At 60.1% G+C, this 13,957-nt stretch carries 16 protein-coding genes; 13 read left to right on the top strand and 3 right to left on the bottom strand.

Annotation, left to right across the window (positions count from 1 at the left end; genetic code table 11):
- Nucleotides 1-174 precede the first annotated feature (174 nt).
- The 13 genes from Q8Q08_03470 (at nt 175) to Q8Q08_03410 (ending at nt 10,179) form a co-directional block, all read left to right on the top strand.
- Nucleotides 175-534, top strand: a complete 360-nt coding sequence (locus Q8Q08_03470; GenBank protein MDP2653073.1) for a hypothetical protein — start codon at nt 175-177, stop codon at nt 532-534.
- 27 nt (nt 535-561) lie between these two features.
- Nucleotides 562-1,047 carry a YaeQ family protein gene (locus Q8Q08_03465; protein MDP2653072.1) on the top strand — a complete coding sequence of 162 codons (486 nt, stop codon included), beginning with the start codon at nt 562-564 and terminating at the stop codon, nt 1,045-1,047.
- A gap of 194 nt (nt 1,048-1,241) precedes the next feature.
- Complete coding sequence (locus Q8Q08_03460; protein MDP2653071.1) at nt 1,242-2,285, top strand: fatty acid desaturase; 1,044 nt, start codon at nt 1,242-1,244, stop codon at nt 2,283-2,285.
- 271 nt (nt 2,286-2,556) lie between these two features.
- The gene (locus tag Q8Q08_03455) at nt 2,557-2,976 is read left to right on the top strand and encodes a cupin domain-containing protein (GenBank protein ID MDP2653070.1); all 420 of its coding nucleotides are present in this window, start codon (nt 2,557-2,559) and stop codon (nt 2,974-2,976) included.
- An 11-nt stretch (nt 2,977-2,987) separates the two neighbouring features.
- Nucleotides 2,988-4,064, top strand: coding sequence for a hypothetical protein (locus tag Q8Q08_03450; GenBank protein ID MDP2653069.1), 1,077 nt, complete (start codon nt 2,988-2,990; stop codon nt 4,062-4,064).
- A 103-nt stretch (nt 4,065-4,167) separates the two neighbouring features.
- Entirely contained in the window at nt 4,168-4,611 is a 444-nt protein-coding gene (locus Q8Q08_03445; protein ID MDP2653068.1) for a GNAT family N-acetyltransferase, read from the top strand.
- Between the two features lie 19 nt (nt 4,612-4,630).
- Entirely contained in the window at nt 4,631-4,912 is a 282-nt protein-coding gene (locus Q8Q08_03440; GenBank protein MDP2653067.1) for a peptidylprolyl isomerase, read from the top strand.
- Nucleotides 4,913-5,345: 433 nt separating this feature from the next.
- Complete coding sequence (locus tag Q8Q08_03435; protein ID MDP2653066.1) at nt 5,346-6,017, top strand: SGNH/GDSL hydrolase family protein; 672 nt, start codon at nt 5,346-5,348, stop codon at nt 6,015-6,017.
- Nucleotides 6,018-6,439: 422 nt separating this feature from the next.
- On the top strand, nt 6,440-7,102 hold the full coding sequence (locus Q8Q08_03430; protein MDP2653065.1) for a hypothetical protein: 663 nt from the start codon (nt 6,440-6,442) through the stop codon (nt 7,100-7,102).
- Nucleotides 7,099-8,070, top strand: coding sequence for a transglutaminase-like domain-containing protein (locus Q8Q08_03425; GenBank protein ID MDP2653064.1), 972 nt, complete (start codon nt 7,099-7,101; stop codon nt 8,068-8,070). Before Q8Q08_03430 ends, Q8Q08_03425 begins: the two co-directional genes overlap by 4 nt.
- On the top strand, nt 8,067-8,894 hold the full coding sequence (locus tag Q8Q08_03420) for a polyphosphate kinase 2 family protein (GenBank protein ID MDP2653063.1): 828 nt from the start codon (nt 8,067-8,069) through the stop codon (nt 8,892-8,894). Before Q8Q08_03425 ends, Q8Q08_03420 begins: the two co-directional genes overlap by 4 nt.
- Before the next feature lie 20 nt (nt 8,895-8,914).
- On the top strand, nt 8,915-9,910 hold the full coding sequence (locus Q8Q08_03415; protein ID MDP2653062.1) for a hypothetical protein: 996 nt from the start codon (nt 8,915-8,917) through the stop codon (nt 9,908-9,910).
- A gap of 14 nt (nt 9,911-9,924) precedes the next feature.
- Nucleotides 9,925-10,179, top strand: a complete 255-nt coding sequence (locus Q8Q08_03410) for a hypothetical protein (protein ID MDP2653061.1) — start codon at nt 9,925-9,927, stop codon at nt 10,177-10,179.
- A gap of 199 nt (nt 10,180-10,378) precedes the next feature.
- Here the strand turns inward: Q8Q08_03410 and Q8Q08_03405 are convergent, their stop codons facing one another.
- Genes Q8Q08_03405 through Q8Q08_03395 form a run of 3 tightly spaced genes read right to left on the bottom strand, consistent with a single transcriptional unit; the run spans nt 10,379 to nt 13,940 of the window.
- Nucleotides 10,379-11,731, bottom strand: a complete 1,353-nt coding sequence (locus Q8Q08_03405; GenBank protein ID MDP2653060.1) for an ROK family protein — start codon at nt 11,729-11,731, stop codon at nt 10,379-10,381.
- A gap of 50 nt (nt 11,732-11,781) precedes the next feature.
- Nucleotides 11,782-13,104, bottom strand: coding sequence for a YfcE family phosphodiesterase (locus tag Q8Q08_03400; protein ID MDP2653059.1), 1,323 nt, complete (start codon nt 13,102-13,104; stop codon nt 11,782-11,784).
- Nucleotides 13,101-13,940, bottom strand: coding sequence for a CHAD domain-containing protein (locus tag Q8Q08_03395; GenBank protein MDP2653058.1), 840 nt, complete (start codon nt 13,938-13,940; stop codon nt 13,101-13,103). The genes Q8Q08_03400 and Q8Q08_03395 overlap by 4 nt, the downstream gene beginning before the upstream one ends.
- Between the last annotated feature and the right edge of the window lie 17 nt (nt 13,941-13,957).

Raw genomic sequence — 13,957 nt, 5'->3', positions numbered from 1 at the left:
CTCCCTCAGGGCATCAATTATCAAGACAATGGGACGGAAAGCCGATGAAGAAAACCTTTAAAATTTTTGCTGGTGTTCTGGTCTCCGTGGGATTTTTTGTCATTGGCAATATTCTGCTGGCTATGATCACATTGAATTCTTACCGATCTGTGTGTCAATCCTGGTGGTGATCAAATGAAGAACGTCATTCAATTTTTTATCCCTACAAGAACAACCTGGATCATCTTTGCCGGTTATGTTCTCGTCTGGGCGGGGTGGATCACTTGCGCTTTCACGCCGGCGGGTTCTTTCTCGGGTATTTTGGCTGTTTGGGGATTCATCGGGACCATGATGCTGCAGGTGACGTTTCTGGGGCCGTTTTTCATCCTGTGGGATTTCCTGGGGCTGAATGTCGGCAAATGCGGATATTCGGATTTGATTGTTTTTATGCCTAATGCCGCGGGGTGGGGGCTCATTACTCTGGTCAACGCCGTGTTTTATTATGTGTTGGCGCTCTTGGCCTCCAAGATCGTTAGAAGAATTGTTTCGCGGTGAAACGTGTGACACAATTTTACAAAAGTCATGGACATCCAGGAACACAATAAAAAATACACCTTCCGGTTCAAGAACACGAAGATCGTCATCGGCAAGACTTCGCACGAGACGGAGTTTCAGGTCTTTGCCAAGGCGCTGGTCTTTGCGCTGTATCACAAGGAATACCCGACCTTGCGCGTCGAAGCCAAGGTGGACGAGCGGTTTCAGCCGGACTTGAGCGCCAACGCCTACGACGGGACCATGGTGTTCTGGGCCGAGTGCGGCAACGTGTCCATGAACAAGGTCGAAAAGCTGTTCAAAAAATACCGCAAGGCGCATTATGTGTTCGTGAAAGAACAGCGGGACGTGCCCACGTTCGAAAAACACATGGAGAAGGTCGCCAAGGAGATGCACACCCTGCCGGTGGTGGACATCGTGATCTACCCGGAGCATTTCCACGAATGGAACGTGAGCGAGGAAGGCGACGTCTACATCCGGCGGGAGGATGTGGACATCATCCGCTGGAGTTCGTAAGCAGGCGAAAGGCCTGTCTCCCGCGGCGATTGTGTGGTAGACTTAAAGCGGTTCAAGAGAGTTCGTCATCAGGGAAGTTTCTGCCGTATCTTTCCCGCTCCGTTTCACAGCTGTTTAATCCGTTGCCTTCAACACGTTTCATTCGTAGATTTTCCGTCGAACAAGGTGCTTTTCTGAATGGGAGGACGTACGCGATGAGCGATCAGATTGCAAATATCGGCAAGACGATGCCGGTCCCCGGTCCTCTGCCCTGGCAGAAGATCGTGGCCAGGTATCAGAAGCCGCGATTGGCCAGGAGCGTCTGGCAGCTGGTGAACACGCTGGTGCCTTACGCGGTATTGTGGGTCTTGATGTACCACAGCCTGTCTGTGTCGTATTGGATCACGCTGGCGCTCGCGGTGTTTGCGGCGGGATTGATGGTCCGCATCTTTATCATTTTTCACGACTGCGGGCACGGGGCCTTTTTCAATTCTCTCCGGGCGAACAATCTTTGGGGTTTTATCACGGGCGTGCTGACGTTCACCCCGTACGATTTTTGGCGCCATGAGCACGCCCAGCACCATGCCGCGGCCGGAAACCTGGACAAGCGCGGGTTCGGCGATGTCTGGACCATGACGGTGAAAGAATATCTCAAGGCGTCGCGCTGGACGCGGATCAAGTACCGCTTCGTCCGCAACCCGGTGTGCCTGTTCCTCATCGGCCCGGCGATCTTGTTTTTGGTCATTCACCGCATCCCCTGGACTTACGGCGGAGAGAGGGGCCGCCGGGGGACCCACCTGACCAACCTCGGGATCCTGGCCGTCGGGATGGCGATGAGTCTGTGGATCGGCTGGGAGGCCTATCTCCTGATCCAGATCCCGACGCTCGTCATGGCCGCGTCCGCGGGCGTGTGGCTTTTTTACGTCCAGCACCAGTTTGAAGGCGTTTACTGGGAACGCCAGAAGGACTGGGATTATGTGACCGAGGCCTTGAAAGGGAGTTCCTTTTACAAACTGCCCCGCGTCCTGCAATGGTTCACCGGAAGCATCGGGTTCCATCACATCCACCACCTGTGCCCCAAGATCCCCAATTATTTTCTGGAGAAATGTTATAACGAGAACCCGCTGTTCCAGGAGATCAAGCCGATCACGTTTTTTTCGAGCTTCAAGTCGCTGACCTTCCGGCTTTGGGATGAACAATGCAACCGGCTGGTCGGTTTTGGTTACCTCAAGACGCTGAAACAGCAGGGGGCTTGTTAACCCTTCGTGCCCCCCGGCCTTTGACGGGCGCCGGATTCCCGGTGATCATAAAAACTCCCCTGTCTCGATTGAGAGGCGGGGGAGTTTTTGTGTTTGGCGAGACGGAGTTTTTTCAGCGGACCAAACGATTGGAAAGAATCCTTGCAAGAAAAGGATGATAAGGGAATAATGAGAGGCGAAAAACTCATCCGCCGGTCAGGTTTTGAATGCGGATGATACCCGGGCTAAAGCCCGAGGGTGGCATCGTTTAAAATAAAGGAGGGAAGACGGTATGTCAAAAACGCTGTTTCAAAAAATGCTGATTGTTACGCTCTTTCTGGGGATGGCCGCCGCCGTGCCCGCGTCCCGGGCCATGGCGGATGATCCCCTTCAAGTCGGGCCGGACATCTATAAACTGGTTTTGGAGAATGAACGCGTGCGAGTCCTGCAGGTGACCTTCAAGCCGGGCGCGAGCATCGCCCTGCATTCCCATCCGGACCACCTCATTTACGTCACCAGCGGGGGGAAGCTTCTGCTGAAATATCCCGACGGCTCGACCAAGGAGATGGAGGCCCAGGCCGGGGAGATGATCTGGGTCCCGGCGGAGGCGCACGCGGCGGATAACATGGACGACCATGAAGTGGTGGGCATGGTGATCGAGCTCAAGGAACCGGCGCCGCTGCCTGCTCCGGCCCCGCAGGAACAGCCCTGAAAGAATAATGGATGAATGCCGCTGATTTCACCAGATTGCCCGTGGAATTCAGCCCTCCGGGAGAACGGGGCGGAGGTGTCTTTATCATCATTTTCGCCCTGTTTTTCGGCGGGATGCCGACGGCGATGATGATCGCCGAGATGAGCAAGGGCTCTTATGACCCCACGATCCTCCTGTCCCTGGTGTTCACGGTTGCCGGAGCCGCCCTGCTGTATCTGGGCGTCCATCTGGCGTTCTCTTCCGCCAGGTACCGGATCGCGTCCGATGCGGTTTATTGCGAGAAAAAAACGCTGGCGAAGCAGACAAGCTGGACGGAGCCCCTGGCGAATTACCGCGGCGTGTTGTCCCGCAGCGAATACCACCGGGGAGGACGCAAGCGTTCGTCGTACACGCTTTATATCGTTGAGCTCTGGCATGAGGACCGCGAGAAAAGAGTCCCGTTCCACAGTTCGCGCTCACAGCAGGGTGTCCGCGAACTCTGGGAGGCCGCGGCCAAGGCGCTGAACGTCCCGGCCCTGGAATACGCCGACGGCCATCTGGTCACGCGCGCGGTGGACGACCTGGACAAATCCGTGCAGGAGCTGGTTCGCGAGAAAGAGATCAAGGTCGAGGATGTGTCTTTGGACCATCCTCCGGCGGGGATCAGCGCCTCTTACCAGGACGGCCGGTATGTCCTGCTCGTGGGGGTCCCGCCGATGCCGGCGCAGGGCCTGTGGGTCCTGGCCGCGGTCCCGGCGGTTTTCATCGGGGTGTTCTGGATGGTCGGGTTTCATTTCGGCGCGGTGCTGGCCGCGGCCGGTTTCGGATTTTACGGGTTCCGGGTGTTTGCGACCAAGACCCGGATCGCCGTCGGCGCGGAAGACCTTCAGATCGATTACATCCTGCCGTTCGGGGTCTTTCAAGGGGCGCGGATCCCCAAACAGCGGATCGAAGGCGTCAATCTTAAGCACGGGGCGGACAACACACGAAGCGGCTTCCGGGTGGTGATCGCCACGGACCGGGGAAGCCACAGCGTGTTTTATTACACCTCGAACGCCAAGTCCATCGCGTGGCTCAAGAACGCGATCCTGAAAATGGTTGTTTCCTGACAAATCAGATGCCGCGGGCCTTACCCGTGGCTTGATGCAGTACTTGGCCGTGGTCATGCCACGGCCAAGTGGCCGAGCGAAGCGAGGTCCCTTGACGCAAAAAATGTTTCAGCTGCATGAGATCTCGGAGTCCGGCGCCGTGGCCGTGCCGCTGGCGCGGGCCGGCAAGCTCCCGGAACAGGTCCTGGCCGCGACCGCGAGTTTTTATCGGCGGGCCGGATTTCATCCCCCCTGGGTCAGTTATCTGGCGGTCGCCGGGGGAGAGGCGGTCGGGTGTTGCAGTTTCAAGTCCGGGCCGCGAGACGGGTGCGTGGAGATCGCATATTTCACCTTTCCCCCGCACGAGGGCAAGGGGTTCGCCACGAAAATGGCGGAGGGGCTGATCGCCATTGCCGGACGGCAGGACAAGGTGCTGCGGGTCACGGCCCGCACCCTGCCGGAAGAGAACGCATCGACGGCTATTATGAAAAAACTGGGCTTTGTCAATCAGGGCCCTGTCCAAGACCCGGAGGACGGGACCGTGTGGGAATGGTCCCGCCGTCCCTAAAAGACAAAGGAGTCACATCATGGCAAAGGCAAGCGCGAGGCACATCCTGGTGGCCACCGAAGCGGAGTGCCTGAAGTTAAAGACGGAGATCGAAGGCGGAAAAGATTTCGCCTCGATCGCCCGGCAGCATTCCAAGTGCCCGTCCGGAAGGAACGGCGGGGAACTGGGGGAATTCTTCCGCGGCCAGATGGTCCCGGAATTCGACAAGGTCGTTTTCACCGGCGAGCTCAACAAGGTCCACGGCCCGGTGAAAACGCAGTTCGGTTTTCATCTGCTGGAAATCACAAAACGGACGGAGTGACCAGGGGGAGAGGGCCTTTGCGGTTGAATATCCCGGTGGTGTTCTTTTTTGGGACTTTCCTCATTTCTTTCTTTTTGCCGGCTTTTGGGACATCTTACGGCGGAGAAAGAATGGAAGGCTGGCTGTGTTTCGTTTTTTCTTTCTTGCTTCTCTCGGACGGCGTCTCCGTGAGCTTCCTGGTTTATGAAATTCTTGCTGTATTGAATTTCGCGACGTTTTTGGCGCCTTTTGCGCGGGGGAAGGCGAGAAAGATATTGGCGTGCGCCGCGGGATTGCAATGTTTCACCTCTGTTGGCTTGGCTTTTTTTCTTCTCACGGTCGGTGAACATATTTATCCCGGGTATTATGTGTGGGCCGTCTCTCAGGGGGGGATCTCTTTGGCGATCTTACTGGAAAAACCAAAGACCTTGTTGCCTGTATCCCAAGGTTCGACATGACACTGCGGCGTTTATTGGGAATTGCGTTGATGATGGTTTTCTCCGGCCAACCCTGCACGGCGCAGGACCCGGTCCGGTACGTCCCCATCGGGGACTCCTACACGGCGGGCACGGGGGTTTCCCCGGAGCAGGCCTGGCCGGTGCTTCTCACGCAGCGCCTGAGGGCGGCGGGGATCGATATTGAGATGATCGGCAACCCTGCGCAGAACGGCTGGACCACGGTCGACGCCCTGGAAAAAGAGATGCCGCTGTTCCGGGCCGCCCAGCCCGGCTTCGCCACCCTGATGGTCGGAGCGAACGATCTGGTTCAGGGCGCGGACACCAAAACGTTCCGGAAGAATTTCAGCCGCCTGCTGGATGCCATGCTCGCGGCCATGCCCGGCAAGAAACGGCTGGTTGTCATTACGATCCCGGATTTCACCTGCACGTTGAGCGGTTCACGGTTTACCGGCGGCCGCGACGTCGGCCGGGTCCTGGGATGGTTCAACCGGATCATCCGGGAGGAAGCCGGCCTCCGTGGCCTGCCTGTGGCGGACATCTACCCGGTGTCACGGCGCATGTGCAAGGATTATTCCTACACGGCGCCGGACGGGCTCCACCCGTCGATCAAGGGCCATTACGTTTTTCAAGAGGTCATTTACGCGAAAGCCAGCCTGGTCTTCCCTTGATCTTGAGCGGGGCCGCGATGACCCTCTTGTGAAAACCCTTGAGGGCTGTTAAAATACAATTCGATATTACGCTGCGTCATTGACAGGCACGATACAGAGATCGCCGTTGCGAGGCGTTGTTGAGGGTTGTTCTATCGAGGAGGCGGGAGATGAACGAGACCCGTTAGATCCTCAAGGACTGCCCGCTCAAGCATATCGATGTGGCCGTGGTCGAGGAATCCGAACCCTGCGCCGGCCCGCAGGCACGCGGGGTGAAGTGGCGGATGGTCAAATGTTACCGGATGGATTCCTCGTGCTTTCAGGGCGGCTGTCAACGGGGCCCGCGGCCCCGGTTTGACGTCGGCACGATGTTTTAACGTGTGCCGGCGGAAATGTCTTAAGCATCCCGGGCGGAGAGCCCGCTGTCCCCAACCCGAGTCTCTATGAATATCCGATCATCCTTGTCCATTTTTGGTTTGGCCGTCATCCTGTCCTCCGGATGGACGGCTTTTTCTTTCGCCGCGGACCTTTCGCCCCGGCAGACGTTCGAGCAGTTCCGTCTGGCGGCCCTGTCCAGCGACGTCGAACGGCTCAACGCGCTGACCAGCGAAAAATTCAGGAATGAATTATCGGTCGGCGGGACGTTGACGGGACTGGGGTATGTCAAATTCGCCTTTTTGCACAAAGTCGAGATCCTGGAAGAGACGGCCGCGGACCAGGAGGCGCTGGTGGAGGTCGGGACCACGCGTTTTCTTCCCGGCCTTGTCCTGGAGTCCGAGAAGGAAGAGATCGACGCCAAATTCGCGGACCTGCAGCCGGCGGAGGAGACCATGGCCGACATCCGCCGCGACGTCCCGGCCATCGACCAGTATTTGAAGGAGACCATCGCAATGCAGGTGTCGATGATGGACATGCCGGACGACCGTATCGCCGACGCGCAGTTGTGGGCGTCCAGCGAGCGGTACCTGATCCGGTTCGTGCGGGAGGATGGCGTCTGGAAGGTGGACGCCATGGAACCGTCCTCGCCGCTGATGGAAAAACGGGTCAGGGATTTTGATCCGCAGGAATTCCTCGGGCCGTATGTGACCATCGAAGAACCGTCATGAAGGCGGCCCTGAGGACTGTTCTGATCTTTGAGTTCCTCTGTTGTTCCGCTCTTGCCGCGGCGGAACCCGCCCTGCCGCAAGACCGCCCCCGCCGTCCCGCGCACAATGAGATCCAGGTTGCCCTGGAGCAATTGCCGGGTGAATACCGTTCGCAGGTCCGCAGGGCTTTGCGCGCGGCCGGGGTCAACGGCCGGGAGCTGATCCGCGCCGTCAACGCGGCGCGGTCCGCGGACGAGAGCCGCGGGCTGGCGTTCCTGATCGCCAACATGCCGCGACGGGACCTGCGTTCGTTGCCGGCGGAATTTTTGAACGAGAACGTGCGGCTGGCGTACCGGGCGAGGGAGGAAACGCCCTGGGGCCCGGCGATCCCGGAGGAGATTTTTTTAAACGACGTTTTGCCGTATGTTAGCCTGAATGAGCGCCGGGACAGCTGGCGCGGGGATTTTTACGAACGGTTCATGGCGGCGGCGAAGAACAGCGGCACGATCAAGGACGCGGTGGCCCGGCTCAACCCCGCGGCCATTGAGGAATTGGGTGTCGCGTACGACGCGGCCAAGCGGCCCAAGCCCGACCAGAGCCCTTACGAATCCATGGCCGCGAAGTACGCGTCCTGCACCGGGCTCTCGGTCCTGCTGGTGGATGTCCTGCGCGCGGTCGGTATCCCGGCGAGGATCGCCGGCATTCCGATGTGGAGGGACAAAAGCGGCAATCACACCTGGGTCGAGGTCTGGGACGGCGGCACGTGGCACCACCTCGGCGCGGCCGAGCCCGGGCCCTATGACCAGGCCTGGTTCACGGCCAAGGCCTCCGCGACCGACCCGTCGGACCCGTTGCACAGGATTTACGCGGTGAGTTTCCGGCGCACGGGCCTGCGGTTCCCGGCGGTCTGGAACAAAAAGATCAGTTATATCCACGCGGCGGACGTGACCGCGCGGTATCTGAAAAACGCGCCAACCCGATCCCCATGAACGTCAATATCCGGAAAATCAACCAGCGTTATCTTGTTAACCCCGGCCGGCGTGTATCGCCGGAGGACTGGGACGCAGACGACGACGCCCTTTTTCCCGCGGGCAAAGACAAGGCGGCCGGCGTCCTGAAAGATCTGCGGGAACAGCTGGACGGCCTGCAGGAGCTTTTATACGCCGAGCGCAAGCACAAGGTCCTGATCGTCTTGCAGGGGATGGACACGGCCGGCAAGGACAGCACCGTGCGGCACATCTTCGAGGGCGTCAACCCGCAGGGCGTCCGGGTGGCGTGTTTCAAGGCGCCGTCGGCCGATGAGCTGAGCCGCGACTATCTCTGGAGGGTCCACCGGCAGGTCCCGGCCAGGGGCGAGATCGTCGTCTTTAACCGCAGCCACTACGAGGACATCGTGGCCGTCGGCGTGCAGAAACTCGCGCCCCCGGACGTTTGGCAAAAGCGTTACCGCCATCTTGTTCAGTTTGAGCGGATGCTCGCTGATGAAGGGGTGCTTGTCCTCAAAATTTTTCTGCACATCTCGCGCGCGGAACAAAAGAAGCGGTTGAAGGAACGGCTCGAAGACCCGCGCAAGCACTGGAAATTCGAAGTCGAGGACTTGGAGAAACGAAAACGGTGGAATATCTACATGCGCGCCTACGGCGAGGTCCTGTCCAGGACCAGCGCGGAATGCGCGCCGTGGTTCGTGATCCCGGCCAACCGAAAATGGTATCGTGACCTTTTGATCGCCCGGCTCCTTGTGTCCCGGCTGGAAGGGCTTAAGATGAGATTTCCCGCCCTTAAACCGGGCCTTAAAAAGATCGTGATCCCGTGACCCCTGTCAGGAGGTTTGCTTTGAAAAGGATCCTTGTTGCGTCCGCGGTTTCCGCCGCTGTCTTGCTTTGCCCGCCCGTTTCCGCGTCCGTCAAGGTCAGGACGGAGGAAGAATTCGACCGGGTGGTCTCGTATTATTACCAGAATCCCAGGCCGCAGGACGCGATCGAAGCCCTCGAATACCTTTTGAAAAGCGATTTTCTAAAGAAGCAGTTCGCCCGGGACACGCATACGCTGGAGATGCTGGCCTGTTTCTTCGGCCGGCTCGCGGAGAACGACCCCAAACTGCTGCGTACGTATGAGAAACTTTACGGAAAAGCGGGCAGGGAAGGGCAGGCGTTTCTCGTCATGACGTTCGGGGTATTCCGCGACGTTAGGGCGGAGGAATTCCTGAAGGCCAAATTGGCCAAGACAAACGATCCCAGGATCGCCGGGGTCCTGGCGAAACCGTACACGGGCCGCGCCGGGATTATCAGGGACGTCGAGAGCCCCCAGCACATGGATCTGCTGTGGGTCGAGTTTCTGCTGACCGGGGACAAAGAGCCGGTTGTGAAGATCGTGGACGTCCTCGCCTGGAAGGACGTGTTCGCGGCCCGCCTGCTCGCGCGGCTGACCGCCGAACAAAGTCCGGAGGACAAGGTCCGGTTAAAAGATCTTTTGGCCCGGGGGCTGGGGCTGGATGTGGATGTGGACCAGGCCAGGATCCCGTTCAGCGGGGACATGGACATCCTCTTTGCGTCCTTGCTCAACGACCCCCGCCGGCCGCCCGCGCAGAATCAGGCCTTGTCGGAGTTGAGTCAAATTCTCGGTTTTTCCGACGACGAGGTGCGCGTGATGGCGACCAAAGGCGCGGCCAACTGGTCGCTGGGATCGAACGCCCGCCAGCATCCCAAGGTCATGGAATACTGCCTGCAGGAGATGAGGACCCGCAAGGACAAGGCCGCGGTTGAATTGCAATCGATCACCGGCCTGAGGGTGATCAGCGAGGGCGGGGCGCAGCAAACCGGGAACGAATGATTTCAGGGGAGGGTATGATGGAGGCATCGGCATTGTTATGGGAGTGGGCGGCCCTGGGGATGTTCGTGCTGTACGTGATGTATTCCTTCTGCGACGGGTTCGGCCTCGATGTCGCGCGCAAGATTTTCTGGGGGATCTGGTTTCTGGTCCTGTGTCTCTGGTCTTTTGCGGAAACCGGGCATTATGATCTTTTGATGATCCTGCCCGGCTCTTGCCTGTTCGCGTTTCTCCTCGCCCGCATTCAGCGGAACGAAAATCTCAGGAAATAAATTTAGGGTGGATTTTTCGGCATGGACGAAGGGCCTGGGGTATGCCCCGTGCTCAGACAGCGATCCCGCTTTTCTCTGGATTTAAATTCGGGGAAAAGCGGTCTCGAACTGCGCGCGGGGCATACCCCAGGCCCTTTTTGTAATACCGAGAATATTTTAAGAGAGCCAGGGATACAGCCCCGGCTCTCTGGGGAGAGGGTCAATCCTTCAATCTCAGGACGAGGGCTTTTTTGCAGTCGGCTTCGTTGTAGAGCCGGATGGCCTGGTCGGTGGGGAGGATGCGGTGGTCCACGCCGTCTTTTTTCAGGAACGCCCGGCCCTGGATGGTGATCTGGAACTTGCTGCGGGGGCGGGTGCCGATGATCAACAGCGACGGTTTTTTCTTGCAGATCTTTTTGAGTTCGCCGGCGTCCAGTTTGGCCGCGGCGGACGGGGATTTGAGGAATTTGCGCTCCCGGAATTTGGCCTTGCCGTCGGTCCGGATGTAAAAATCGGCCGCGTGTTTCGTTCCGTTGACGCTGACGGCCCGGGGGGAGATGAACACGACCGCGGGCGTGTTGTTGCCTTTCTTCGACGGGGCCAGCTTCAGCTCCTGCCGGATCAGGGCCACGGCTCCGAGGATCACGGCGTCGTCTCCGAGCTGTGACTCCACGACGCGGCAGCGGTTGATGTCCTTGGAGAAGAACGGGTCCGCGTCCACGGCCTTGCGCACGCGGGGGAGGATGAAGTTCCCGCACGCTTCAATGACCCCGCCGCCGAGCACGATCATCTCCGGGTTAAAGATGTGATTGAGCGAGACGCAGGCCGCGCCGAGCGCGTCGGCCGCTTTGCTGACGACGTCCCTGGCCAGCGGGTCTTTGGCCTTGAGCGCCTGTTTGAGGACCCTGCTTTTGATGGCCGACAGGTCGCCGCCGGTCAGGTCCGTGATCACGGTCTTGCGCCCTTTTCGGACCGCCGCGCGGATGTCGCGTTCGATGGACCACCGGCTGGCCAGGGCCTCCAGGCAGCCGCGGTTGCCGCAGCTGCAGGGAGGGCCGTTCAGCGCCATGATCATATGCCCGAACTCGGACGCCGCGCCCCGCGTTCCCGTCACCAGTTTGCCGTTGATGATGATCCCGCCGCCCACGCCCGTCCCGGGAAAAAGCCCGAGCACGTCCTTGGCGTCCCGCGCCGCCCCGAGCCATTGCTCTCCCAGAAGCCCGACGTTGACGTCGTTGTTGATGGCGATGGGGCCGTTGAAGATCTTCCGGAGGTTCTTCCAGAGGGGAAACCCGGCCAGCCGGATGTTGGGGGTGGCGAGGATGTCCTGGTTGTTCGGCCCGACGAGCCCGGGGATGCCGATCCCGATGCCTCGGGCGTCGCTCAAAGGGACGCCCGCGTCCCGGGCGAGTGCGTTGAGCATCTTTTTGATGACGGAGAGGACGCCCTTCCCCGCGGCGTTTTTCGGCGTCGGCTTTTTGCCGCGCGCGAGGACCTTCCCGTTCTCGTTCACGAGGGCCGCGGCGATCTTGGTCCCGCCGACATCGATACCGATGAAAACGTTGTCTGTCATGGGCATATTATAACATCGCCGCGCCTGGGTCCCGGGCGTTTTTTCGGGCATCAGGCCGCGATGACGAGGTCCTTTCGGAAAACCTGCCGGAACAGGTCGCCTTTTTTCAGCGCCGCTTCCTCCTCGAACGGGGAAAACGTCTTTGACGCGACCCGGATCACGATCCGCCCCGGGAGGAACGAGCAGGACAGGTCCTTGACAGAGTTGACGTGCTGGCGGTCCAGTCCGTCGGCCACGCGCAGCAGGGCGGCCAGCTTGCGGACCGTGTTTTGGTCCTCCGGGGACAGGGAGGAAAAATACGGGTGGTTTTTTTCCGGCAGCGACCGCCGGTGGTAGCGCGCGGTCAGGGCGGTGATGAGCAGTTCATTTTTCGGCAGAGGAAGCCGGCTGGAGCGGATGATCATTTCCATGGCCGCTTTGTGGTGTCCGGCCCGGCCTTGGGCCCAGCCGATGTCGTGCAGGAGCCCGGCGGCGTGCAGCAATTTTTTTTCCTGGTTGCCGAAGCCGTGCAGTTCTTTCAATTCATCGAACAGCCGGAGGGCCAGCCGCGTGACCTGATGTGAATGGTCCTTATCATAACGGCAGCGGCGGGCGAACGCCAGGGCGTGGGAGACAACGGCCCGTTCCTGCCTTGCCGCGTCTTCGGCGTGGACCTGGTCCAGGCTCTTTCCGCTGGCGATGGAGCGGATCACGTCTTCGGGAAAACCGGCCTTTTTCATGGCCTTCAGCGTTTCGCGGACAGGGTAACGGACCCGGCGGTGGACAACGGTCAGCCGCTGCCCGCGGACCTCGACGATCGCGTAGGAGGCGCGCGGGTCTCCGTCAAAGGGCCGGCCCACGCTGCCGGGATTGATAAAGAGGACGTCTTCGGACTTGACCCGGAAAAAACGGTGCGTGTGGCCGCAGAGCACGACGTCGGCGCCGGTCTGCAGGGCCAGTTCCCGGAATCTCGCCCGTGGCGTTTCGGCGGTCAGGGGGTCATCGATCCCGGCCGGACTGCCGTGGGTCAGCAGGAACGTTTTTCCGCCGGCGGTGAGGGGCCGCGTGACTCTCAGCCCCCGCAGAAAGGCCTTGCTGTCCGGCGAGAGCCGCGACGCGGTCCACTGGAATGAAAAGAACTTTGACGGGTCCTTGATCTTTTTCCAGAGGGATTTTCTCTTGGAGAAATCCAGGACCTTCAGATCGTAATTGCCGATGATGCTCTTGATGCCGGCGGCTTTTATTCTCCGGACGGTCTGGTCCGGGAACGGCCCGTAACCGGTGAAGTCGCCCAGGTGCCAGACGTCGTCCGGTTTTTGACGGACGATGTCCCGGAGCACGGCGTCCAGGGCCGGGAGGTTGGCGTGGATATCGGAGATGACCGCGATTTTCATGAGGCCTCCGCGAGCCGCGCGAGCCGGGACCAGGTCTTGTCCCTGCGGCAGCGTTTCCAGAAACGGATAAATGTGCCGTATCTCCCGGCGCGGGCTTGGCGGCAGTGCCGCCGCAGGTCTCCCAGCGCCCGGCGTCCGGAAAATCTCGACAGTTCGGCGTCCCAGACGTCGAGGTCGTGCAGTCCGCCGAGCACGCGCTGGATCTTCAGCGCGGAGCCGATGAAGGGATCGGCGCGTCTGCCGTAGAGCGGCCGGAAGGCCTCGAGCGTGTAGCGTAGGTGTTTGGCCGCGATCCGTGTGCGGTGGAGCTGTTTCGACAGCCGCGGGTTGCCGACGTGCGGCTCGAACGACAGCAGTTTCTTGAGACGTTTGGAAATTTTCCGTCCGGCCAGCCCGGACAGGAAACGTTTGTCTTTGGCCTGGGGCAGGGACGGGAGTGTTTTAAGATGGCGCCGGATGGCGGCCGCGGTTCTGTCTTTGCGGAAACGCGTGATGGCCAGCGCCAGCCGGGGCTGAAGGCCGCGGCGCTGTTTTTGGATGTGTTTGAGAAGGCCTTCGGCGGCGGGTCTTTCTTTGCCGGAGGTCAGGCGGAGGAGATAATCTTGCAAAAACAGGATATGGACGTCCAGGTCGCGCGCCTGCCCGGACAGTTTCGCGAGCCGGCGAAGGCTCTGGTCCCAGGCGAGGGACCGGGCCGGGGGCAGGAAGGGGCGGAAGACCTTGACGGCGTTGCGCAGGCGGCGGCAGGTGACGCGCATCCGGTGGACGTGCTCCGGGCCGCGGCCGGTCAGGGCCCCGGCCAGGGCCGCGTCCAGCCGGCGGAGGAGGGTTGCCATCGTTTGGGGGATAAACG

Source organism: Candidatus Omnitrophota bacterium (assembly GCA_030688425.1).
Taxonomy (GTDB): domain Bacteria; phylum Omnitrophota; class Gorgyraeia; order Zapsychrales; family JANLHA01; genus JAUYIB01.
Note: the sequence above shows the minus strand (reverse complement) of the source record. Positions and strands in the feature narration are given on the sequence as shown.

Bases quoted from the DNA above. Each gene is read 5' to 3' on its own strand.
- Q8Q08_03435 (MDP2653066.1), top strand. From the start codon at position 5,346: ATGACACTGCGGCGTTTATTGGGAATTGCGTTGATGATGGTTTTCTCC.
- Q8Q08_03420 (MDP2653063.1), top strand. From the start codon at position 8,067: ATGAACGTCAATATCCGGAAAATCAACCAGCGTTATCTTGTTAACCCC.
- Q8Q08_03430 (MDP2653065.1), top strand. From the start codon at position 6,440: ATGAATATCCGATCATCCTTGTCCATTTTTGGTTTGGCCGTCATCCTG.
- Q8Q08_03425 (MDP2653064.1), top strand. From the start codon at position 7,099: ATGAAGGCGGCCCTGAGGACTGTTCTGATCTTTGAGTTCCTCTGTTGT.
- Q8Q08_03405 (MDP2653060.1), bottom strand. From the start codon at position 11,731: ATGACAGACAACGTTTTCATCGGTATCGATGTCGGCGGGACCAAGATC.
- Q8Q08_03400 (MDP2653059.1), bottom strand. From the start codon at position 13,104: ATGAAAATCGCGGTCATCTCCGATATCCACGCCAACCTCCCGGCCCTG.
- Q8Q08_03410 (MDP2653061.1), top strand. From the start codon at position 9,925: ATGATGGAGGCATCGGCATTGTTATGGGAGTGGGCGGCCCTGGGGATG.
- Q8Q08_03450 (MDP2653069.1), top strand. From the start codon at position 2,988: ATGAATGCCGCTGATTTCACCAGATTGCCCGTGGAATTCAGCCCTCCG.
- Q8Q08_03460 (MDP2653071.1), top strand. From the start codon at position 1,242: ATGAGCGATCAGATTGCAAATATCGGCAAGACGATGCCGGTCCCCGGT.
- Q8Q08_03455 (MDP2653070.1), top strand. From the start codon at position 2,557: ATGTCAAAAACGCTGTTTCAAAAAATGCTGATTGTTACGCTCTTTCTG.
- Q8Q08_03465 (MDP2653072.1), top strand. From the start codon at position 562: ATGGACATCCAGGAACACAATAAAAAATACACCTTCCGGTTCAAGAAC.
- Q8Q08_03395 (MDP2653058.1), bottom strand. From the start codon at position 13,940: ATGGCAACCCTCCTCCGCCGGCTGGACGCGGCCCTGGCCGGGGCCCTG.
- Q8Q08_03445 (MDP2653068.1), top strand. From the start codon at position 4,168: ATGTTTCAGCTGCATGAGATCTCGGAGTCCGGCGCCGTGGCCGTGCCG.
- Q8Q08_03470 (MDP2653073.1), top strand. From the start codon at position 175: ATGAAGAACGTCATTCAATTTTTTATCCCTACAAGAACAACCTGGATC.
- Q8Q08_03440 (MDP2653067.1), top strand. From the start codon at position 4,631: ATGGCAAAGGCAAGCGCGAGGCACATCCTGGTGGCCACCGAAGCGGAG.